18 protein-coding genes and 1 tRNA gene are annotated in these 22,644 nt (G+C 31.1%); 2 read left to right on the forward strand and 17 right to left on the reverse strand.

The window, feature by feature from the left end; genetic code table 11:
• The 17 genes from R3X25_RS10640 to R3X25_RS10720 all read right to left on the reverse strand — a co-directional run bounded on the left by R3X25_RS10640 (position 1) and on the right by R3X25_RS10720 (position 16,652).
• Positions 1-4,332: a CusA/CzcA family heavy metal efflux RND transporter gene (locus R3X25_RS10640; RefSeq protein ID WP_317674617.1), complete on the reverse strand. Its 4,332-nt coding sequence runs from the start codon at positions 4,330-4,332 to the stop codon at positions 1-3.
• A 119-nt stretch (positions 4,333-4,451) separates the two neighbouring features.
• Positions 4,452-4,868, reverse strand: a complete 417-nt coding sequence (locus tag R3X25_RS10645; RefSeq protein ID WP_317674619.1) for a DUF6660 family protein — start codon at positions 4,866-4,868, stop codon at positions 4,452-4,454.
• A gap of 238 nt (positions 4,869-5,106) precedes the next feature.
• A complete protein-coding gene (locus R3X25_RS10650; protein ID WP_317674621.1) occupies positions 5,107-5,787 on the reverse strand; it encodes an ATPase in 681 nt (226 codons plus the stop codon).
• A 51-nt stretch (positions 5,788-5,838) separates the two neighbouring features.
• Positions 5,839-6,510 carry a hypothetical protein gene (locus tag R3X25_RS10655; protein ID WP_317674623.1) on the reverse strand — a complete coding sequence of 224 codons (672 nt, stop codon included), beginning with the start codon at positions 6,508-6,510 and terminating at the stop codon, positions 5,839-5,841.
• A 48-nt stretch (positions 6,511-6,558) separates the two neighbouring features.
• The gene (locus R3X25_RS10660; RefSeq protein WP_317674625.1) at positions 6,559-6,837 is read right to left on the reverse strand and encodes a helix-turn-helix domain-containing protein; all 279 of its coding nucleotides are present in this window, start codon (positions 6,835-6,837) and stop codon (positions 6,559-6,561) included.
• A gap of 367 nt (positions 6,838-7,204) precedes the next feature.
• Complete coding sequence (locus R3X25_RS10665) at positions 7,205-8,047, reverse strand: RteC domain-containing protein (protein ID WP_317674627.1); 843 nt, start codon at positions 8,045-8,047, stop codon at positions 7,205-7,207.
• A 57-nt stretch (positions 8,048-8,104) separates the two neighbouring features.
• Positions 8,105-9,373 (reverse strand): site-specific integrase, encoded by a 1,269-nt coding sequence (locus R3X25_RS10670; RefSeq protein WP_317674629.1) that lies wholly within the window; start codon positions 9,371-9,373, stop codon positions 8,105-8,107.
• Between the two features lie 335 nt (positions 9,374-9,708).
• Positions 9,709-9,796 (reverse strand) — tRNA-Ser (locus R3X25_RS10675).
• Between the two features lie 3 nt (positions 9,797-9,799).
• Entirely contained in the window at positions 9,800-10,330 is a 531-nt protein-coding gene (rimM, locus tag R3X25_RS10680) for a ribosome maturation factor RimM (RefSeq protein ID WP_317674631.1), read from the reverse strand.
• Between the two features lie 14 nt (positions 10,331-10,344).
• Positions 10,345-10,932, reverse strand: a complete 588-nt coding sequence (locus R3X25_RS10685) for a 30S ribosomal protein S16 (RefSeq protein WP_317674633.1) — start codon at positions 10,930-10,932, stop codon at positions 10,345-10,347.
• Between the two features lie 189 nt (positions 10,933-11,121).
• Positions 11,122-11,697: an electron transport complex protein RnfA gene (locus R3X25_RS10690; protein WP_317674635.1), complete on the reverse strand. Its 576-nt coding sequence runs from the start codon at positions 11,695-11,697 to the stop codon at positions 11,122-11,124.
• Between the two features lie 3 nt (positions 11,698-11,700).
• The gene (locus R3X25_RS10695) at positions 11,701-12,306 is read right to left on the reverse strand and encodes an electron transport complex subunit E (RefSeq protein WP_317674637.1); all 606 of its coding nucleotides are present in this window, start codon (positions 12,304-12,306) and stop codon (positions 11,701-11,703) included.
• Between the two features lie 2 nt (positions 12,307-12,308).
• The gene (locus R3X25_RS10700) at positions 12,309-12,905 is read right to left on the reverse strand and encodes an RnfABCDGE type electron transport complex subunit G (protein ID WP_317674639.1); all 597 of its coding nucleotides are present in this window, start codon (positions 12,903-12,905) and stop codon (positions 12,309-12,311) included.
• Between the two features lie 2 nt (positions 12,906-12,907).
• Positions 12,908-13,918, reverse strand: coding sequence for an RnfABCDGE type electron transport complex subunit D (locus R3X25_RS10705; RefSeq protein WP_317674641.1), 1,011 nt, complete (start codon positions 13,916-13,918; stop codon positions 12,908-12,910).
• 1 nt (position 13,919) lies between these two features.
• On the reverse strand, positions 13,920-15,248 hold the full coding sequence (rsxC, locus tag R3X25_RS10710; protein ID WP_317674642.1) for an electron transport complex subunit RsxC: 1,329 nt from the start codon (positions 15,246-15,248) through the stop codon (positions 13,920-13,922).
• Positions 15,241-16,203: a Fe-S cluster domain-containing protein gene (locus tag R3X25_RS10715; protein WP_317674644.1), complete on the reverse strand. Its 963-nt coding sequence runs from the start codon at positions 16,201-16,203 to the stop codon at positions 15,241-15,243. Before R3X25_RS10715 ends, rsxC begins: the two co-directional genes overlap by 8 nt.
• A gap of 2 nt (positions 16,204-16,205) precedes the next feature.
• Positions 16,206-16,652: a SoxR reducing system RseC family protein gene (locus R3X25_RS10720; RefSeq protein WP_317674646.1), complete on the reverse strand. Its 447-nt coding sequence runs from the start codon at positions 16,650-16,652 to the stop codon at positions 16,206-16,208.
• Positions 16,653-16,933: 281 nt separating this feature from the next.
• On the opposite strand from R3X25_RS10720, the gene dnaE reads away from it, so the two are divergent.
• Together dnaE and R3X25_RS10730 are read left to right on the forward strand one after the other, a co-directional pair.
• Positions 16,934-21,547, forward strand: a complete 4,614-nt coding sequence (gene dnaE / locus R3X25_RS10725; RefSeq protein WP_317674648.1) for a DNA polymerase III subunit alpha — start codon at positions 16,934-16,936, stop codon at positions 21,545-21,547.
• Positions 21,547-22,644 (forward strand): acyloxyacyl hydrolase, encoded by a 1,098-nt coding sequence (locus R3X25_RS10730; protein ID WP_317674650.1) that lies wholly within the window; start codon positions 21,547-21,549, stop codon positions 22,642-22,644. Before dnaE ends, R3X25_RS10730 begins: the two co-directional genes overlap by 1 nt.

A 22,644-nucleotide genomic window follows, 5' to 3' on the forward strand; every position in this document is an offset into this window, starting at 1 on the left:
TTATTGATTAAAATATTGTAATTGAAATGTACTTTGTAAATAATTGATTAATGCGGTTTGGGATTCCAATTCAGATTGAATAGCTTCTTTTATCAATTGTGTAAATGACGTATAATCAATTTCCCCTTCTTTATATGCTAATAAAGCACCCGATTTCTGTTCTTTTGTTACTATTAGTACTTTATCTTTATAAAATTCCCAAGTAGCTTTCCATTTTTTATAATTCTCGTGTGCTTGTACATATTTCGATTGTACTTCCCTTTTTTTGAATTGCAGATTTGTTTCAGCAATTTCTTTATCTATTTTAGTTGTTTTTATTTGCGCTTTGTTAGTGCCAGATAAGAACGGAATTGAAATACCAGCTTGATAGCTATAAAATCCTGAATTTCCATCAATTTTTTGATTACTACCTTGTAGATTAAATTTAGGTAAATTATTTGTTTTAGCAGCTTTGTAATTTGCTTCTGCTTCGCTTACTTTATTTTGTGATATGCTATATAAAGGGTGTTGTTCAATTTGAAAAGTCTCATTAGTTTCCAAATTAACGTCCAACTCATCTGAAACGGTATAGAAGTCTTCTGAAATTAACCATAGATTTAATTGCTGTAATGCAATTAAATAATCACTATATGCTTGTGCTTTTTTACTTTGCACTTGTAATGCTTGGTTTTTAGCTGCCGAATACTCTAATTTTGAAATCGCCTCTACTTCATAGTTTAAAGCTACTGCTTGTTCAAAGTTGGAATAAATTGAATCTAATTCTGTAAAAAGATTGTATTTTTTTTTCATTTGGTAACAGTATGCCCAAGCTTTTTTAACTTCTAATTCTAAATCCATTTCAGATAATTGATAGGCTTTTTGTGCTAATTGAATACGTTGTTCCTGTAATCGTTTTTTTGCACCTATCCCAAATATGTCTATGTCAGATTGACCTAACCCAATGGTTGTGTAGATTCCAGAACTGCTGTTTAATTCTTCGCCACCCGTAAAAATATCAGTTGTTCCAAAATCATAAGCAGTGCTTTTTAGTTGTTCTTGTTTTGAAATTTCTAATTGCTTTTGTTTTAAAAGAGGATAGTTTGATTTCGATAATTTAACAGCTTCGTTTAAAGAAATTTTGGGAAGCGTATCTATTTTCTCTTGTGAAATTACCTGTGTTGGAATGGCTAATGTAAATACCAATAAAGCTGTAGCTATTACTGCCTTTTTATTCAGTTTAAACTTAAAAGATTTACTTTCTACCCAATGGTATAATATAGGCAGTACAAATAAAGTTAGTAGTGTAGAAGTTAACAAACCACCAATAACCACTGTTGCTAATGGACGTTGTACTTCTGCGCCGGCTGATGCTGAAACAGCCATAGGTAGGAAACCTAAAACATCTGTAAATGCTGTTAACATAATAGGTCTGATTCTTCTTTTTGTACCTTCTAAAATTCTATCTTTTAAATTGGTCACGCCTTCATCTTTTAATTCATTTAAACCGCTTACCATTACTAAACCATTTAAAACAGCAACACCAAATAGAACAATAAAACCTACACCTGCTGAAATGCTAAAAGGCATATCTCGTAACCATAAAGCTACAACACCACCAATGGTTGCCATTGGAATTGCGATGTAAATCATTAATGTTTGCGGTAAGGATTTTAGTGCAAAGTATATTAAAATAAAAATAAGAAATAATGCAATAGGTACAACTGTTTGTAAACGATTACTGGCGCGTTCTAGATTTTCGAAAGCACCACCATAACGAATAAAATAACCCGAAGGTAATTCAAGTTCTGCATCTAATTTTGATTTTAATTCTGTAACTAGTGATTTTACATCACGACCTCTTACATTAATACCTACATAGGTTCTTCTGTTTGTATTATCTCTGCTTATTTGCATAGGTCCTGCTTTATAGGATATTTCAGCAACTTCACGCAGTGGAATTTGAGCACCAGATGGCAAATTGATAAACAAATTTTGAACATCGGTTATATCTTTTCGGTTTTGAGCGTTCAGCCGTACTACCAAATCAAAACGTTTCTCACCTTCAAAAATTACACCTGCGTTTCCTCCTGCAAATGCTGATTGAACCATTTTGTTGAGGTTGTTTATTTGAAGCCCATATTGTGCTAACTTATTTCTATTATAAACAATGGTCATTTGTGGTAAACCTGTAGTAGCTTCTGCTTTCATATCGCCAATACCTTCAGTACCTGCAATAATTTTAGCTATTTCTTCAGCTTTTTGAGATAGGATGTGAATGTCTTCGCCATAGAGTTTAATTGCAATGTCCTCTCTAACACCTTCGAGCAATTCATTAAAACGCATTTCGATAGGTTGGGTAAACTCATAATTTACACCAGGAACGATTTCAACCGCTTCTTTCATTTTCTCTATTAATTCATCTTTTGATTCAGCTGTAGTCCATTCGCTTTTAGGTTTCAGAATTACAAATACATCAGCTAAATCCATTGGCATTGGGTCTGTTGGTATTTCAGCAACACCAATACGACTTACAATTTTATCTACCTCTGGAAATTTTGATTTTACAATTTGCTCTATTTTAGTGGTAGTTTCAATAGTTTCTGTAAGTGAACTACCTGGTTTTAGAATAGCGTGAAATGCAATATCTCCTTCATCGAGTTGTGGAATAAATTCACCACCCATTCGGGTAAACATAAAAACAGCAACTGCAAATAGTCCTATAGCAATACCCATTATAAGTTTTCCTTTTTTCAAGGCTTTTTCTAATAATGGTTGGTATTTGTTTTCTACCCAATGCACAAATTTATCACCATATGATTTTTTATCTGATTTGGGCACTCTTAAAATTAAAGCAGACATCATTGGTACATAGGTTAGGCAAAGTAACATTGCGCCAATCATAGCAAAAATAAAGGTTAACGCCATTGGTTTGAACATTTTACCTTCTATACCTTGTAACGCTAAAATTGGTAGAAATACTATAAGGATGATTAACTGACCAAAAAACGCTGCATTCATCATTTTTTTAGATGCTGAAGATGCCATACTATCACGTTCTTTTGAGGATAGCTTTTTCTTTTTAAGTACTTGTGATGCGATTAAAAACACTGTAGTTTCAACTATAATAACAGCGCCATCCACAATAATTCCAAAGTCGATTGCTCCTAAACTCATTAAGTTAGCCCAAACATCAAAAACATTCATCAAGATAAATGCAAATAATAAAGACAATGGAATGGTTGAAGCTACGATTAAACCCCCACGCCAATTACCCAACAAGAAGATTAATACAAAAATTACAATTAATGCACCTTCTATTAAGTTGTTTGATACTGTAGAAGTAGTTTCGCCTATTAATTTGCTTCTATCTAAAAGCGGTTCAATAACTACACCTTCAGGCAAGGATTCTTGAATTAGTTCCATTCTTTCCTTTACATTGTCTATTACATCATTGGAATTAGCTCCTTTGAGCATCATTACCAAACCACCTACAACTTCGCCTTCACCATCTTGTGTTAAAGCACCATAACGAATTGCAGCACCGAATTGTACTGTTGCAATATCATTAATAGTAACAGGAATATTATTAACAGTTTTTACCGTAATCTTTTTAATATCTTCTAAACTACGCACCAATCCTTCACCACGAATAAAATTAGCTTGATGATTTTTTTCGATATAAGCACCACCAGTATTTTGGTTGTTTGCTTCAAGAGCTTCAAATACATCAGAAATAGTTAAGCCTATTGACTTTAAATCGTTAGGGTCAACAGCTACTTCGTATTGTTTTATTTTGCCTCCTACTGCATTTACTTCTACAACACCATCAACCATTGCCATTTGGCGTTGTACTATCCAATCTTGCATTGTTCTTAAATCGGAAATTGAATACTTATCCTTAAACTCTGGTTTTACTTTTAGTGTATATTGATATATTTCTCCTAATCCTGTTGAAATAGGCCCCATTGAAGGTTCCCCAAAACCTTCAGGAATTTGTTCTTTTACTTCATTTAGTTTTTCTGCTACTAATTGACGAGGAAGATATGTTCCCATATCATCATCAAATACAATGGTAACAACTGATAAACCAAAACGTGAAATTGAACGAATTTCTTCAACATTTGGAAGGTTACTCATTGCAACCTCCACAGGATAGGTGATTATTTGTTCAATATCTTCTGTTCCTAAATTTGGGGATTGTGTAATTACTTGTACTTGATTGTTTGTAATGTCTGGAACGGCATCAATGGGTACTTTGGTTATACTCCAAACACCTGCTCCTATTATGGTGAGCGTAAGCAAACCAATAATGAATTTGTTATTGATTGAGAAATCAATGATTTTATTAATCATAAAAAATGTATTAATTCAGTTAAACTATTTGATATTAGCCACTATTAAAGCTAAATATCAAAATGATAAAAGACCTTTTATGGTTCTTTTGAGGATATAATTATCCTATAAAAACTGAATTAAACTTGCGGTGGTTGTAGGATGGTAGGATGGTAGTCTTTTTCCAACCTATATGAAAAATGAATTTCTTCTGTAGTAGTAACTGGACTGAAAACAGCATAATCCATTACATTGTAATTTGTAAAACTAATTTGGCAACATTGACAACTGCAAAAAGGCGAACAAAAATCACCATCTTGATGTTGATGATTGTCATCCGTAGCTTGTGATATTTCTACTTTCACTTCCTCATTAGATGAGTTAGAATCTTGACAAGGCACTAAATTAAGTGCAAAGATATAAATTGATAATATAGCTGCTATTATTTTCACTGATGCAAATATATAAATAATTTGATGCAATGCTTGTGCAAATAACTTAAGGTTGAAAAAACATATTTTGTCATAATTTTCAGCAATTCTAGTGATAGTAATCAAATTCAGGGAAATGATTAGTTGTAGACAATTATAAATAAAGTTTCATTTTAGATGGTTTTCAACTAAAATTAATGAAATTACTTATTTTGAAATATTATTTAACTAATTCTATGCAAGCATTGTTAAAGTTACATTTAAGAAGTTTATTTAGACTAATAATCGTTACATTTGAATTGTTAGGTTTTCATAGACCTAATCTTTTTCATAGCAATTTTCCCCATCTTTTAAGATGGGGTTTTTATTTCCTTTTATCTATTGAACATTCATCAAAGCTGATAAGATTGAACATTGCACGCATTCGGCTTCTTACTCGGTTTCCGTATCGTTTTTCAATTTCTTGAGCGTTGAGGTTTGTGGTGATGTGAGTTATGCTTCGACTCCGCTCAACAACCAAACTATTATTTATAAATAAATCATATCTAGATAATAGAATTTCTCCCATAACATTACACTCTTTTGCGTAATGGCTTCCTGTTGGTTCTACCCCTAAATCGTCAAAACAATAGTTTTGGTTTTGGTTGTACTTTTCTAAAACATCATAGCCTTTTGCATTGAAATTAAAAACAATATTCCTGGTTGGAATAATTTCATAGCTTGTTTTATGTGGTGCTAAATGCAGCAATAATTTCATTAAACTTGTTTTTCCACAGCCTACTGGACCAGATAGTAATAACCCTTTATTAGTATCTATCCCCATTTGTGCACAGCTGTAATGATCCTGGATAAAGTAATTGCATAGTTTGAACAATAGTGGTTCGTCTTCTTTGTGGATTTTGAAGTTTTTTCCAAATAACAAATGGCCTTTGATGTTGAGGTAGGTTTTTATTTTTTCGAAATCGTAATGAACGGTGTTGTTTTTTATTTCTCCTATTTGGAATTTTGAGGTTCCTTCAATTTTTATGTGTGGTTGTGGTTTCATAATAATTTTGGTTCGATTGATGAGATTCTGAAACAAGTTCAGAATGACGAGCTAAAGTGGTTCGTTGTAGTTTTTATTTTGGTTGGTATGGAGGTTGTCTTGATTTTGGTCAAGTGGCAAATCTGTGTTTTGATTTGTTTTTGATTTTTTTCGTGTTGATATTTTAAAATCATCAGTTTTTAGCATCCAGCTTTCTGCAGCTGCCTGCCAATTTTCAATTGGAGTGTTTCCTTTTTTCCAACCTACAGATTCGTAATAGTTGAAGAATTTTTCAGCTTCATTTTCTGACCAATTCTTTTTTTTGAAAAAATTTAAAACCTCTTTTATAGAGAGAGGTTTGTTATTGTTTATATTATGTTTATTAATGTTTATATTAGATACCAGTGCTTGTCCATTTATGGTAGAGTCTAAATACAACTCTTGCTTATCACTTGTACTGAAATTAAACAACTTCACTTTGCTGCCTTTAAACGGATTATGAGAAGGTTTGTAAAGAATATATTTCCAATGGCTTAACTCTTTAATACAGCGGTGATATGTTGTATTTGAACCTATTTTAGAAAACTTCATTACTTCTTCTCTGTTTATATAAAATTCATCTGGAAATCGACTAAAATTCCAAAATTGAAATAATGCAACATACAGACTTATATGTGTTGGATTCAAACGTGTATCTTTTGAAAATTGATGAAAGATACCGTTGAGATGTTTTATGTAATTCATAGGTTAATTATGATGAGATTCTGAAACAAGTTCAGAATGACGTTAGAATTAAAATTTGTTATGAACACTGTTTTCTTTCATCACTTTTTCAATTTCTTCTGCATCGTAAAAAATGATACCACCAATTTTTGTGTATGGCAGTGTTCCATTGATTCGTAATGTTTGAAGTGTTCCTGGGCTTACTTTTAACAGCTCCATCAACTCATTTGATTTTAAATATTTTTTTTGTGGTACAGCAGTCGTTTTTTGAAGTAGACTTTTAATGTCATCTAATAATTCAATTTTAAACTCTCTTAAATCATCTGTGGTAATAATTTGTGTTGGCATTGATTCAGCATTTTTTAAATTAATAATTGTTTATAGCGATTTGACTTTCGTGCTACAAAGCTGAATAGTTTTATTGAGAATCTTTAGGTAGTCATTAGGTAGTACCTAAAAAATTTAACATTTTAAAAATGTCAACTCACTAAATATCAATACTTTAAAAATTTTATATTTTTTAAAAAGTTAGAATTTAGAATTACAAAGAATTCAATTTCAAAAAAAAGGTATGTTTATCAATGAAAAAAGACGCTTTTTTAATAAAAAACGCCTCTTTTTTTAATTTTAGGTAGTCGTTAGGTAGTCCTATTTATTTTATAACATTATAAAAATATAGGCAACTAGAAAACAGATAGTTAAGTGATGAAATATATTATGATTCAATTCTATTAATGAGTCCTATTTTTAAAGAATCTAAAAATTTTGTTTGATCTTTCTCTCTAGCTTTAATCTGCTCAAAAATTTTATAAATATTACCTAATTCAATTTCAAAAAGTAGCTCAATTACATTTTTTATTTTTTTAAGTTCTGCTCTTCCATTTCTTAAAACGCCTGATTCTTTTAAAGCGAAAATTAATTCAACCAAATCTGTTTTAGTTCCTGTCCAATTTAAATCTTTTAAAATTGCGGGTTTAACCTCTTCGATAACTACTGCATTTGATTTCTTATTTTTAAGAATTTCTAACTCTTTAGTAAAGAATTTAATTAATAAATCGTGTGCAATAATTTTAGATACAAGGTAATCGTGACTGGTTGTAAATTCTGGGTCTTTAAAATGATGTGATCTATCCACAAATAAATCTAACTGCTCAATATCTCTTAAAAAATAAAGGTGATCTAGTTTATTTTCTTTTAACCTATAATACTTTACAAATTCCAACTGTTTCCATTTTCTTCTATCTAACTTGTTAAGTTCATTGCTAATGTACTTCTGTTGTTTTGAGTTACCAGAAATTGGTTTTTCAAGTAAATAATTGTGTAACCATTTAAAGTACTGAAGTCTCCCTTCTACATACGGTTTTTGGTATTTAAAAAAGGTAATTTCTTCTTTTTTTGAAGTAAATTTTTTAGACCTTACTAGACTGCTAAATTCATTTAAACATTCTCTTGATAGTGTAATACCTTGTTTTAAAACTGTTATGTCCCTTAAGTTCGATTTTTCAATTAATAGAATAGATTTTTTATACCTATTAAAGGTTGGGTTAATTCTTTTCATAATGGGTTTTTCAATTTTTTTAGCCGCCTAAAAATAATAAAAAAACCCAAATAATAGTTAACTACTTGATTTACTCTGAATTTCTTCTGAATTTTGCTTTGATTTATTATTTAATAGTGTTTTCAAAGCATTCATATCATCACTAACTTTTCTTTCAATAACACGTGCATAAATTTGTGTTGTTGCAATTTTTGTATGCCCTAGAATTTTCGAAACTGTTTCGATTGGAACTCCATTTGTTAATGTTACTGTAGTTGCAAATGTATGTCGTGCCATATGGAATGTTAGGTTCTTTTTAATTTTACAAGCATCTGCAATTTCTTTTAAATAACTATTCAATTTTTGATTAGACAGAGATGGAAATATGGTACCATTTACAGCTGCTCTTTCATTATTTTTGTACTTCTTAATCAAGCTTTGAACCGGATCAAGAATTGGAACTTTTACTGGGGTGTTAGTTTTTTGTCTTTTAGTTATTATCCATTTACCCCCATCAATACCCAAAACAATATTATCCTTTGTAAGTTTCATAATATCTACATAGGCAATTCCTGTATAACTACTAAAAATGAATAGATCCTTTACTAAATTTAATCTTTCAATATCTGTACTATAATCTTGAATGCTTTCAAGTTCTTTCTTCGATAAAAATTCACGTTCCTTCTTGATAAATGAAGGCTTATATTTTACAAAAGGGTCTCTTTCAATCCATTCCATATGAAAGGCCATTGTAACCATTTTTCTTAATCGCTGCATATGTTTAATAATGGTATTGTTTCCAATTCTTTTCTTATTTCTTGAAAGTTTATACCCCCTTAAGAAATTATCAAATTGAACTAGAAACGAATAATTTAGTTCTCTCAAATAAATATCAGTGGTTTTATACTCCTTTAATACGAATTCCATTAAATAACCTTGTGTAGTTTTATAAAGACCTAGAGTGGCTTTGTGTAGCTTGTGAGCAAAATTTGTATTGTGGTAATCAATAATATTTTGAAGTGAGTAATGTTGTTGGTCAATTCCTAAATAACGCGCTTTAATAACTTGTGAAGTGATTAATTTATTTTCAGAAACTAAATCCTGATACGCTTTAAATATTGCTGCTTGTGTTTGATCAATATAATTATTGAGAGCTCTAGCCTCTTGACCGTTCCCTTTCAATCGAGATTTAGATTTATCCCAAGATTCAATGGAAACTTTTCTTTTCAGGCTAATATTAACTCGCTTTTGATTTACAGTAATTCTAGCGAAAAGGTCTGCTTCATTATTTTTTGCACGTGAAGCATTTATCCAGAATAGGATTGAAAAAGTGTTTTGGGTTTTCATAGTTACGTCTTTTTTAAGTTAAACTTTTTATAAGACGAAAGTCAAATCAACTATGGATATTTGCCCTGGTTACAAATCTATAAGATTTGTTGACCAAATCCTATCAAATTCATTACAAACTACTTATTGAATATACATTATTTATAAATACAAATTATCAGTATTTATAGTAGCTACAGCAACAAATCGGTCAACAAATTTACTTTTTTTATTTGTTGACCGATTTGTTGACCTATCTAATGTGTTTAAATCAATTTATCTGTTAACTCCTAAAATTCAAAACCCAGTAAAACCAATGGTTTGCTGTGTTTTGATTCAATTTGTGTTTCTTCTAGCAGAGAGGAAGGGATTCGAACCCTCGATACGCTTTTGGCGTATACGCACTTTCCAGGCGCGCGCCTTCGACCACTCGGCCACCTCTCTAATTTAGTTATCTAGATATAGGTTTATTAAACCTTCAGGAGCTTCAACGGTAATTGTTTTTTTAGATCGATTTACTTCTTTAATAAAATCGTCAATCATAGGAATAAAAACCTCTTTACCATTCGAATTTATTTCAAATAATGGTTGTGCAGAACTATCATTAACTCCAACTATTTCACCAATATATCCAAAATTAACATCCTCTATATCAAAACCAATAATTTCATGAAAATAAAACTTATTTCCTTTTAGTTTTGGAAGAAACTCTAGTGGAAGATATAAGCCTGCTCCTAGTAATTCTTCAGCTTCTTCTTCAGAAGATACATCTTCAAATTGAATACGTAATTGGTTTCCTTTTTGTAGCAATGTTTTTTCCATAAAAAATGGAACCAGATTGTTGTTTAATTCAACAAATACTGATTCCAAATTTTTATATAATTCAGGTTCGTCTGTATCTAATTTAGCTACAAGTTCACCTCTAAAGCTATGTTTTCGTACGATTTTGCCTAAATAAAAACAATCTTCTTTACGCATCTATCGAACTAAAATTACTCTGCTTTTCCTTCTTCGCTAGCTTCCGCTTGAACATCGTCAATACTTTTAGCAGCTTCTTCTTCAGTTGGTTCTGCGTTAGCAGCAGCTTCAGCAGCTTTTGCATCTGCAGCAGCTTTAATAGCATCGTTTTCTGCTTTTTGAGCAGCAGCTTCACGCTCTTCATTAACTTTTACTTCAGCTTCTAAAATTTTAGCTTTAGCATCAGCATCTGCTTGAGATAAACCATCTTTTTTAGCTTGAATTTTAGCTTCTTTTTCTGTTAACCAAGCTTTGAATTTTTCTTCTGCTTGCTCTTCAGTTAAGGCTCCTTTTCTAACTCCACCTACTAAATGGTTTTTTAGCATTGCTCCTTTATAAGATAAAATTGCTTTTGCCGTATCAGTTGGTTGTGCACCATTTTGTAACCAATCTACAGCTAAATCAACATCTAATTCGATATCTGCAGGGTTAACATTTGGATTGTACGATCCAATTTTTTCTAAATACTTACCATCTCTTTTTGATCTTACATCTGCTGCAACAATCCAATAGAATGGTTTTCCTTTTTTACCGTGTCTTTGTAATCTAATTTTTACTGGCATCTTTTTAAATTTTAAGGTTCTCGACCTTGATTATTAATTTTGAGTGCGCAAATATAATGCGATTTTTTATAATAAAACGCTCTTTTTCAGTATTTTTTGAATATTTTAATCAAATGTAAACCTTCTAAAATAAAAAAGCCATTATTTGTAATAAATAACGGCTTTTCAACTATTTATATTTTTATTTGATTACACTAAACCAGTAAATCCTAAAAATGCTAAAGATAATAAACCTGCTGCCAACAAATTAATTGGCACACCTTTCATTCCTTTAGGTAAATCTGCTAATTCTAAATGTTCTCGAAGGCTTGCAAATATTATTAATGCCAATCCAAATCCAATTGAATTTGCAATTGCAAAGAAAACAGCTTTTATTAAACTTGCATTCTCCATTCCTAAAGCTAAAATAGCAACACCTAAAACTGCACAGTTAGTTGTAATTAATGGTAAGAAAACTCCTAATGCTTGATATAATGGTGGGCTCACTTTTTTCAAAATAATTTCAACCATCTGTACCAAAGCGGCAATTACTAAAATAAACGTAATGGTTCTTAAATATTCTAAACCTGCTGGTACTAAAATAAATTCATGTAACATATAAGTTGCTAAAGTTGCAATTGTCATTACAAATAATACTGCTCCAGCCATACCAACTGATGTTGATACTTTACTAGAAACTCCTAAAAAAGGACAAATTCCTAAAAATTGCGATAATACAATGTTGTTAACAAATACCGCTCCAATTAATATAATAATGTATTCCATCTCTTAAGCTTTTTTTGTTGAAATTTTGTTGAAAAATACGGTTAAATATGCCAAGGCTATAAATGCTCCTGGAGGTAAAATAAATAAGATAAATGTGTTTGCGTTTTCAGCAACAAATTTAAAATCGAAAATACTTCCACTTCCTAAAATTTCACGTACTGAACCTAAAATTGTTAAAGCAATAGTAAATCCTAATCCCATACCTAAAGCATCTAAAATAGAAGACCAAACATTATTTTTACTTGCAAATGCTTCTGCTCTACCTAATATTAAACAGTTAACTACAATTAATGGAATAAAAATCCCTAATTGTTCGTACAAAAACGGAACAAATGCTTCTAACACCATTTCTACAATAGTTACAAACGATGCTATAATAATAATAAAAGCTGGTATTCTAACTTTACTTGGTATTTGCGATTTTACTAATGAAACTACTATGTTAGACATTAATAATACAAACATAGTTGCAATACCCATACCTAACCCATTGAATGCAGATGAAGTAACTCCCAACGTAGGGCACATACCTAATAGCATTACAAAAATTGGATTTTCTTTTATAATTCCTTTTAAAAAATTTTCTTTTTGATTGATTGACTCTGCCATTACTATTCGGTTTTAGATTGAGAAGTTGAACTTTCTTTCACAAAAATATCGTACGCCATTTGGGTTGCTTCACTAAATGCTCTTGTTGAAATAGTAGCTCCCGTTAACGCATCAACTTCACCTTGATCCTTTTTAGGTTTTAAATTAAAGGTTGAAGGGTTTTTTCCTCGAAATTGTTCAATAAATTTATCGTCCTTCATTTTAGTTCCTAAACCTGGAGTTTCTTTTTGTTCTAAAACTTCAATATTTTGAATACTTCCATCTGGTTTAAACCCAATCATTAATTTCACTAAACCACTAAATCCTTTTTCCGAAGAACCTATTACTGCGGTACCAACATTTTCACCTGTTTTAGTAGCTACATATATTTCTACACTATCTTTAGCTAAATCAGATTTTATCATTTTTACTTCTTCAACTGGATTGTTATCAAATTCTGGCACCACTAACCTTAAAGCATTAATTTTACGTTCTATTTTACCTTGTTTAATTGGTCCAACGGTTAATTCGTTAACAAATCCTAACGATAAACCTGCTACTATGGTTATCACAAATAATGAGACTACCATATTTATAAATGTATCTTTCTTTTTAGCCATGATTACACAATTTTAGATTTGATTTGAGACCCAAATCGTCTAGGTTTAAAATAAGTGTTAATTAGTGGTACAAATGCATTCATTATTATAATTGCAAATGAAACTCCTTCTGGATATGCTCCAAACAACCTAATTACTACCGTTATAACTCCAATACCTATAGCAAATATTACCATTCCTTTCTTCGTCATTGGGCTTGTTACTAAATCAGTTGCCATATAAAAAGCTCCTAAAATAGCTCCACCAGATAAAATATGTATCATAGGGTTTGCATAATGTTCTGGGTTTACTAACCAAAAAACACCTGTCATAACTGCCATTGTAACTAATACCGTAACTGGTATATGCCAAGTAATTACTTTTCTTACTATTAGATATACTCCTCCAATTAATAAGGCTAGTGCGGACATTTCTCCAATAGAACCACCTGTAATTCCTAATAACATTTCCATTGCTGAAGGAATTTTAGATCCAATTTCAGTCATTGTTTCTCCTAACATTAAACCTTCTTTAATTACTCCTAAAGGTGTTGCTCCTGTAACGGCATCTGCTAACGCTGTTTGATTTTCTACAGCTGTTGGCCAAGTTGTCATTTGTACTGGAAATGAAATCAATAAGAAAACACGCCCAACCAATGCCGGATTAAATATATTAAAACCTAAACCTCCAAATGATAATTTTCCAACTCCAATTGCAAATAAACTTCCAACAATAATCATCCAAATTGGAATACCTGATGGTAGATTAAAGGCTAATAGTATACCTGTAATTAAAGCTGATCCGTCACCAATAGTAACTTCAGATTTTAATAAAAACTTTTGAATTAAATATTCAAATAATAAACATGAAATTACTGCTGCTGCAGTAACTACAAAGGCACCAATTCCAAACACATAAAGTGATACTAAAAAAGCAGGAATTAATGCTATCACTACATCGTACATTAGTTTTTTTGATGTTCTGTCTGAATGTACGTGAGGTGACGCTGATACAATAATAGTTTGTGCGCTCATACTAATTTTTAGCGGTTTGTAATTTTTTAACAATACTTTTACCAAATCGAATGTAGTCTAATAAAGGACGATGTGAAGGACAAACATAGCTACAAGAGCCACATTCTATACACGTCATAATATCTTCGTTTGAAGCTCTTTCATACATTCCTTTTTCTGATAGATTCATTAACAAATGAGGTTCTAATCCCATTGGGCAAACATCAACACATTCCCCACAACGGATACAATTTTTTGCTTCTCCTCTACTTGCTTCGTTTTGATCTATCACTAATATTCCAGAAGTTCCTTTGGTAACCGGAACATCTAAATTTTTAATGGCTTTTCCCATCATTGGGCCACCATTTACTATTTTTCTGGTTCCTTCAGGTAAACCTCCAACCTCATCAACTAAATCTTTAATTGGAGTTCCTATTTTTACCCAGAAATTTGAAGCATCTTCAATTTTTTTACCAGTTACAGTTACAACTCGTTCTGTTAAAGGCTCGTTGTATTGAACAGCTTGATAAATTGCAAATATAGTTCCAACATTGTGCACAATAACACCAACATCCATTGGTAAACCACCTTTTGGAACTTCTCTTTTAAGTATTGCTTTTATTAATTGTTTTTCGCTTCCTTGCGGGTATTTTACTTGTAAAGCTGCTACCTGAATTCCATCATTCTCTTTTGAAGCTTCCTTCAATACTTTAATAGCATCTTTTTTATTATTTTCAATTCCAATAACTGCTTTTTTAATGTGCAACGCATGCATTAAAATTTGAATACCAACAATTATTTCGTCTGCCTTTTCCATCATTAATCTATGATCGGCAGTTAAATACGGTTCACATTCTACACCATTAATAAGTAAACAATCTACATGATTGTCATTTTTAAGGTCTAATTTTACATGAGATGGAAATGTTGCTCCACCTAAACCAACTATACCTGAATCTATTACATGTTGAAGAATATCTTTTTGAGATAAGGTTATTTCTTTAATTAGTGGATATTCCTTTACTTCAAAATTAGATTCATCTTTTTGATCAGTTCTAATTACAATACATTGTTTTTTGTAACCACTACTATCCACAATCATATCTAATTTAGTTACAGTTCCTGCAACTGGTGAATGAATGTTTGAGGATACAAATCCACTTGTTTTAGCAATAACCTGACCTTTTTGAACTTTATCTTTACGGTCAACAATTATTTCTGAAGGTATTCCAATATGCTGCGCTATAGGAACATACACTACTTTTGGCACAGGCATTCTTTTAATTTCCTTACCTGATGTTATTTTATTTTCAGGAGGATGTATTCCTCCTTTCGGAAATGTTTTAAGCATCTGTTTTTGGGTTTTCAGGTTCAACTTTTGTTGCAACTGTTATTTTTTCTTTTACCACTGCTACTTTTTCTACTGCTGGTTTTTCAACAACTTTTTTAGCTACTGGCTTTTTTACGGGTTCTTTTTTAGGTTTTCTAGGAGGAAAATTGGTTTCTATAATTGAATGCGTAGGACAAACGTCAACACATTTTCTACATAGTGTACACAAAGCAGGATCTATATATGCTAAATTATTGTTCATTGTAATGGCATCTTTCGGACAAACATCTTCACATTTTCCACAACCAATACAAGCAACATCACAAGATCTTTTTGCTATTCCACCTTTATCTTCATTTAAACAACCTACAAATACTTTTAAATCGCGCTTATTTCTTGGACGCATTTCAATAATATCTCTTGGACACGCTTTTACACAAGCACCACATGAAGTACATTTATCAGTAATAATTACTGGTAAACCTGTGTTTTCGTCCATATACATGGCGTCAAAATCACAAACGGCAACACAATCTCCGTCTCCCAAACAACCGTATTGGCAATCTGTTTCTCCTCCATAAACTAATGAAGAAATTGCACAAGATCTTGGACCTTGATACTCTGTTGTTTTCGGTCTAACATCACAACCTCCTTGGCAACGTAAAACTGCTACTGTTGGATCTTTTTCTGCTACTTCTTTTCCTAAAAGAGCAGCAACTTGTTTCATAACTTCATTTCCTCCTACAGGACAAAATAATTCTGAAATATCCTCTGTGCTTACTAATTTTTCAGCAAACGACCTACAACCTGGTGAACCACATCCAGCGCAATTTGCACCCGGAAGTATTTCATCAACCTCTCCTATTAAAGGATTTTCATACACATAAAACTTCTTTGAAACTATATATAGTACAACTGCCGCAACAACTCCTAATGAAACCAGCAACAAAACACTATATAAAACTGAATCTGTCATTATTAATTAAATTTAAATATTGATACTCTAAATGCTTTTTTAAACGTGTTCTGTAACACGTAAAGCATTAAATAATATGGTACTAAAATGGCCATAGCTAATAAGCCTGCCACCCATTCTTTTAAAAAACTTGATGCTATAATTAGTACAGAAAGCACTAATATAAATGGTAATACATACGCCCAAAAAACAGCTTTTAAACCTAATTCTTTTTGAAGAACAACATTTACTGGCTCATTTAATTGATATTTACCATCATTTAAAACTTCTATTTCTTTTGTATTTCCTTCTGAAACTCCACAAGCACCTTTAGCGTTGCAAGCTTCACAATGCACATTTCCTGTAAGTGCTACTGTCACTATTTCAGCACTTATTTTAGCGACAACTCCTTCATGAGTTATCACTTTCCGATCTCCATTTTTATATGCATTTAAATCTAACTTTTCCATGTATTAAAAAACTACAATTGGTTAACCACGTAAAAGTAAGGCAAATAAATAGTACAAAACATGACTATTGTTAGGGTTTTAAAATCAGTAATAATTGTTACAATCCTTAATTTTCGTTTAATAAATTTACAAAAAATTCAAATACTTGATAATCATATAGGTTAAACTTTATTATATAATGATAATTTGTATTTTGTTAATAAAAATAATCTGATAAGAATTATAAAACATTTAAAATTTATACTTTTAAATTCTTTAAAATCGCTAAAAACACCTTTTAAATGTTTATAATATTTGACACTGAAACTACTGGTTTACCTAAAAATTGGAATGCTCCAATTACTGATACTGATAACTGGCCTAGATGTGTTCAAATTGCATGGCAAGTACATGATAAATATGGCAACGTAATTGAACATGAAGATTACCTTATTAAACCTGAAGGTTATAACATACCTTATGATGCTGAACAAATTCACGGAATTTCAACAGAACTTGCTAATGAAAAAGGTGAAGATTTAGAAAAAGTTTTATACCTATTTAATGAAGCTTTATCTAAAGCAACATATGTTGTAGGCCATAATGTTGAGTTTGACACTAATATTATGGGTTGTGAGTACTATAGAATGAATATCGACTCTCCTATGAGCAATATGTCTGTGTTAGATTCATGTACAGAAACTACCGCAACACTTTGTCAAATTCCTGGTGGTAGAGGTGGAAAATTCAAATTACCAACATTAACAGAATTACACCAACACTTGTTTAATATTCCTTTTGATGAAGCACATAATGCAACTGCTGATGTTGAAGCAACTACACGTTGCTTTTTAGAATTAATTCGTTTAGAAGTATTTACTGAAAATGAAATTAAAATTGAAGAAAAGTATTTTCAAAACTTTAAACAATACAATACCGAGCCCACAAAAGTAATTGGTCTAAAACATCTTAATTTAAAAGCGGAAAGCGAAAAATTAAGAAATAAAAAAACAGCACCAAACCAACCTTCAGTAGAAATTGAAATATCTGAAGAACTTAAAAAAGCTTCATTTGCACATTTACATTGTCACTCTCAATTTTCAATTCTACAATCTACCTCTAGTATTAATGGACTTGTAAATTCTGCTATTAAAAGTGGAATGAATGCTTTAGCAATTACCGATACTGGTAATATGATGAATGCCTTCAACTTTGTACAAGCTGGTTTTGGACATTATTCAAAAGCTGTGGCTCACAATGATAAAATTGATTTAGCAAAAGATATTAAGAAAAGAATTTCTGAAGCAGAAGAAATAATTTTAGAATACGATCATATAGATGAAGTTGTAGATGACGGGAAGGAAACAAAACCAAAAAAAGTTAGAGTCAATCTTAAAAATTTAACCGAAGAATGGGAGGCTTTAAAAAAACGAAAAGAAAACAAAGAAGAAGTTGAACTAGAATATGTTACAACAGAACTTGTAGATGATGAAGAAAAAGAAAAAAGAATTCCAGTTGATTTAGATTACGATCAAAATGAATATAAAATTCCTTTTAAACCTATTTCTGGTTGCGAATTTAATGTTTGTGAAGATCACACTAATAAATCATCAAAAGACAATGGTTACCAAATTGTAATGTTAGCCAAAAATAAAAATGGCTATTTAAACATGGCCAAAATGTCTTCGTTATCACATACTGATGGTTTTTACTATGTACCTAGAATAGATAAAAAAATTATTGAGCAGTATAAAGAAGATATTATGGTGCTCTCGGGGAATTTATATGGTGAGATTCCTAATAAAATATTAAATATTGGTGAAGCTCAAGCTGAAGAAGCTTTACTTTGGTGGAAAGAACAATTTGGAGATGATTTTTATCTCGAATTAATGCGCCATGGACAAGAAAATGAAGATCATGTTAACGAAGTATTAATTAAATTTTCTAAAAAACACAATGTTAAATTAATTGCAACAAACAATACTTTCTATACAGATCAAGAAGAAGCTGATGCACATGATATATTATTATGTGTAAAAGATGGTGAAAAAACTGCAACTCCAAAAGGACGTGGAAGAGGATTTAGATACGGTTTACCAAATAACCAATACTATTTCAAATCGGAAGATGAAATGAAAGAGTTATTTAAAGACATTCCTGAAGCAATTATTAATATTCAAGAAATAATTGATAAAGTTGAAGTTTTTAAATTAAGTAGAAATGTATTACTTCCAAAATTTGATATTCCTAAACAATTTATAGATCCACAAGATGAAATTGATGGAGGTGTACGAGGAGAAAATGCTTATTTACGCCATTTAACCTATGAAGGAGCTAAAATAAGATATGGAGATGTTTTGGATGAAGACACCATTGAACGACTAGATTTTGAATTAGAAATTATTAAAAAAACTGGATATCCAGGTTATTTTTTAATTGTTTGGGATTTTATTTTAGAAGCACGTAAAATGGATGTTTCGGTAGGTCCTGGTCGTGGTTCTGCTGCAGGTTCTGCAGTTGCCTATTGTTTGTGGATTACCAATATTGACCCTATTAAGTACGATTTACTTTTTGAGCGTTTCTTAAATCCTGATCGTGTATCTATGCCCGATATTGATATTGATTTTGATGATGAAGGTAGACAACGTGTTATAGATTTTGTAATTGAAAAATATGGAGCACCTCAAGTAGCTCAAATTATTACCTACGGAAGTATGGCTGCAAAATCTTCTATTAGAGATACTGCCAGAGCATTAGACCTTCCTTTAAATGAGGCCGATAGAATTGCAAAACTTATTCCTGGCGTTAAATTGCAACATATTTTTGGTGAAGACCCAAAAAGTAAAGGAAAAATAAAAGGGTTAAAATCTGAAGAGTTAGAATGTGTAGAAGAGCTTCGTAGAATTTCTGAAGGTGATAATCTAGAAGCCGAAACCATAAATCAGGCACGAAATTTAGAAGGATCTATTCGTAATACAGGAATTCACGCTTGTGGTGTTATTATTACTCCAGAACCAATTACTAATTTGGTTCCCGTTGCTACAGCAAAAGATTCCGACATGTACGTAACACAATTCGATAACGGAGTTGTGGAAAGTGCAGGTTTATTAAAAATGGATTTCTTGGGGTTAAAAACATTAACCTTAATAAAAGATACAGTTAAAATTGTAAAAGCAAAACACAATATTGATTTAATTCCTGACGATTTTCCTTTAGATGATGAAGAAACCTACAAATTATTTCAACGTGGTGAAACTATAGGTATTTTTCAATATGAATCTCCTGGAATGCAAAAGCACATGAAATCGTTAAAACCTACCGAGTTTGCCGATTTAATTGCTATGAATGCTTTATACAGACCAGGTCCAATGGAATATATTCCCTCTTTTATTGACAGAAAACACGGTATAGAAGAAATTACTTACGATTTAGAGGGCATGGAAGATTACCTTAAGGAAACTTATGGTATTACCGTGTACCAAGAGCAAGTAATGCTACTGTCTCAAAAGTTAGCAAATTTTACCAAAGGTCAAGCAGATATGCTACGTAAAGCAATGGGTAAAAAGATTTTTGCTTTACTAGAAAAATTAAAACCTCAATTTATTGAAGGTGGAAAATCTAACGGACACGATGAGAAAATATTAGAAAAAGTTTGGAAAGATTGGGAAAAATTTGCTGCTTACGCCTTTAACAAATCACACTCTACATGTTACGCTTACATAGCCTACCAAACCGCATATTTAAAAGCACATTATCCTGCTGAATATATGGCAGCAGTACTCTCTAACAATATGAACGATATTAAGCAGGTTACATTTTTTATGGAAGAATGTAAACGTGCTGGAATTCCCGTATTAGGACCAGATGTAAACGAATCTTATTATAAATTTGCTGTAAATAATGAAGGTGCTGTAAGGTTTGGAATGGGAGCAATAAAAGGTGTTGGCGCTGGAGCTATTGAAGCTATTATTAATGAACGAAAACAAAATGGAAACTTCACTTCTATTTTTGATATGACTAAAAGAGTGGATTTACGTGCAGCCAACAAACGTGCTTTTGATGGTTTAGTTATGGCTGGAGCATTGGATTCATTTAAAAATGCACATAGAGCTCAATATTATAAAACCGATGAAAAAGGTATAACTTTTATTGAACGAGCTATTCGGTTTGGAAACAAATACCAAGAAAATAAAAATTCAGCACAAGTATCACTTTTTGGAGAGGCTTCTGAAATTCAATTTCCTGAACCCGAAATTCCAATAGCTGAAGAATGGGGTGTTATGGAAAAACTTTCTAAAGAAAAGGAAATGGTTGGTATTTATATTTCTGGACATCCTTTAGATGATTATAAAACTGAAATAGATTGTTATTGCAATGGTAACACTGCAATACTTCAAGATTTAAAAAACATTGAAGGAAGAGAAGTTGCAATTGGAGGAATTATTAGTGATGTAGAACATAGAATTGCTAAAAATGGAAACGGTTGGGCATCATTTACACTCGATGACTATGAAGGTAGTTATGAATTTAGAATTTTTAGTGAAGAATATTTAAAATTTAAACATTTTTTAGTCCCAAATTCTTTTGTGTACATAAAATTAGTAGGAAGAAAAAATTATTATAATGATGATATTCGAATCTCCTTCAATAGTATTCAATTATTACATGATATTTTAGATAAATATTCTAAAAAAATATCCATAAGTATTGGCATTAACGAAATAAATGAAACAAAAATTAGTGAACTATACAGGCTTCTTGAAAAATTTAAAGGAACTAAAATTTTAAATTTTGTAATTTTGGACACTAAAGAAAAACTATCGCTAAATATGCCTAGTCGCTCTTTAAAAGTTAATATTAGCACCGAGTTTTTAGAAGAACTCGAAAAACAAGAGATTAATTTCAAATTAAATTGATGCAAAAGATATTATTTGCCCTTTTTTTATTTAGTATAACTTTAGCTTCATCACAAGAAAAGTCAGCTTATTTACAAACTGATTTTTTTTATGGTAATATTTTATCTGCTTCGGCAGATACTAGAGCATTTTTACAAGGTCATCCAACTGGGCTTATTTTAAGTTATAATAAACGCCATAAAGGTTCTAAAAATTGGCACGAACATTTTAACTATCCAGATACTGGAATTTCGTTTGCATATCAAGATTTTCATTCTGAAATATTAGGAGAAATATATGCTGTTTATGGACATTATAATTTTTATTTTTTTAACAGACTTGCTAAAAATAAATTAATGCTTCGTACTGGAATTGGGCTAGCGTATGCAACTAATCCATACAACAAAGAAACAAATAATAAAAATACCGCTTTTGGAACTAAAATTAATTCTTCAACCTATTTCAAACTTTATTACCAAAGAGAAAATTTATTTAAAAATATAGGCGTAAATGCTGGATTAACTTTTATTCATACTTCAAATTCAAATGTTAAATCTCCAAACGCAGGTGCAAATATTTGGGCATTAGCTGTTGGAGTTAATTACGATTTAGAAGCAGATAAAAACACAATACTTACTCCTTCTGAAGAAAGTAAATATTTTAAGCAACCTATTAAAATAAATATAGCTGTTAGAGGTGGTATTAATGAATCTGAAATAAATGGTACAGGACAAAAAGGCTTTTTTGTAGCTTCAGCTTATGCCGATAAACGCTTAAATAGAATTTCTGCTATTCAATTTGGAGCAGATTTATATATTTCTCCAATGCTGAAAGATTTTTATAAAATTCAACAAGCTAATCCCTATGCTAATCTAAAGGAAACAGATTCTTTTTCTAGGGTAGGATTATTTGTAGGGCATGAATTATTTATAAACAAAATATCTATTGAAACAACGCTTGGATACTATGTTAAATATCCTTTTGAATACGAAGGTAGGGTTTATGAAACACTTGGTATAAAACGTTATATTAACGATAAGTGGTTTGCTAATATTCGTTTAAAAGCTCATGCTGCGAATGCAGAAACCGTAGAGTTTGGAGTTGGAATAAGAATTTAA

Source organism: Lutibacter sp. TH_r2 (genome assembly GCF_033101135.1).
Classification (GTDB): domain Bacteria; phylum Bacteroidota; class Bacteroidia; order Flavobacteriales; family Flavobacteriaceae; genus Lutibacter.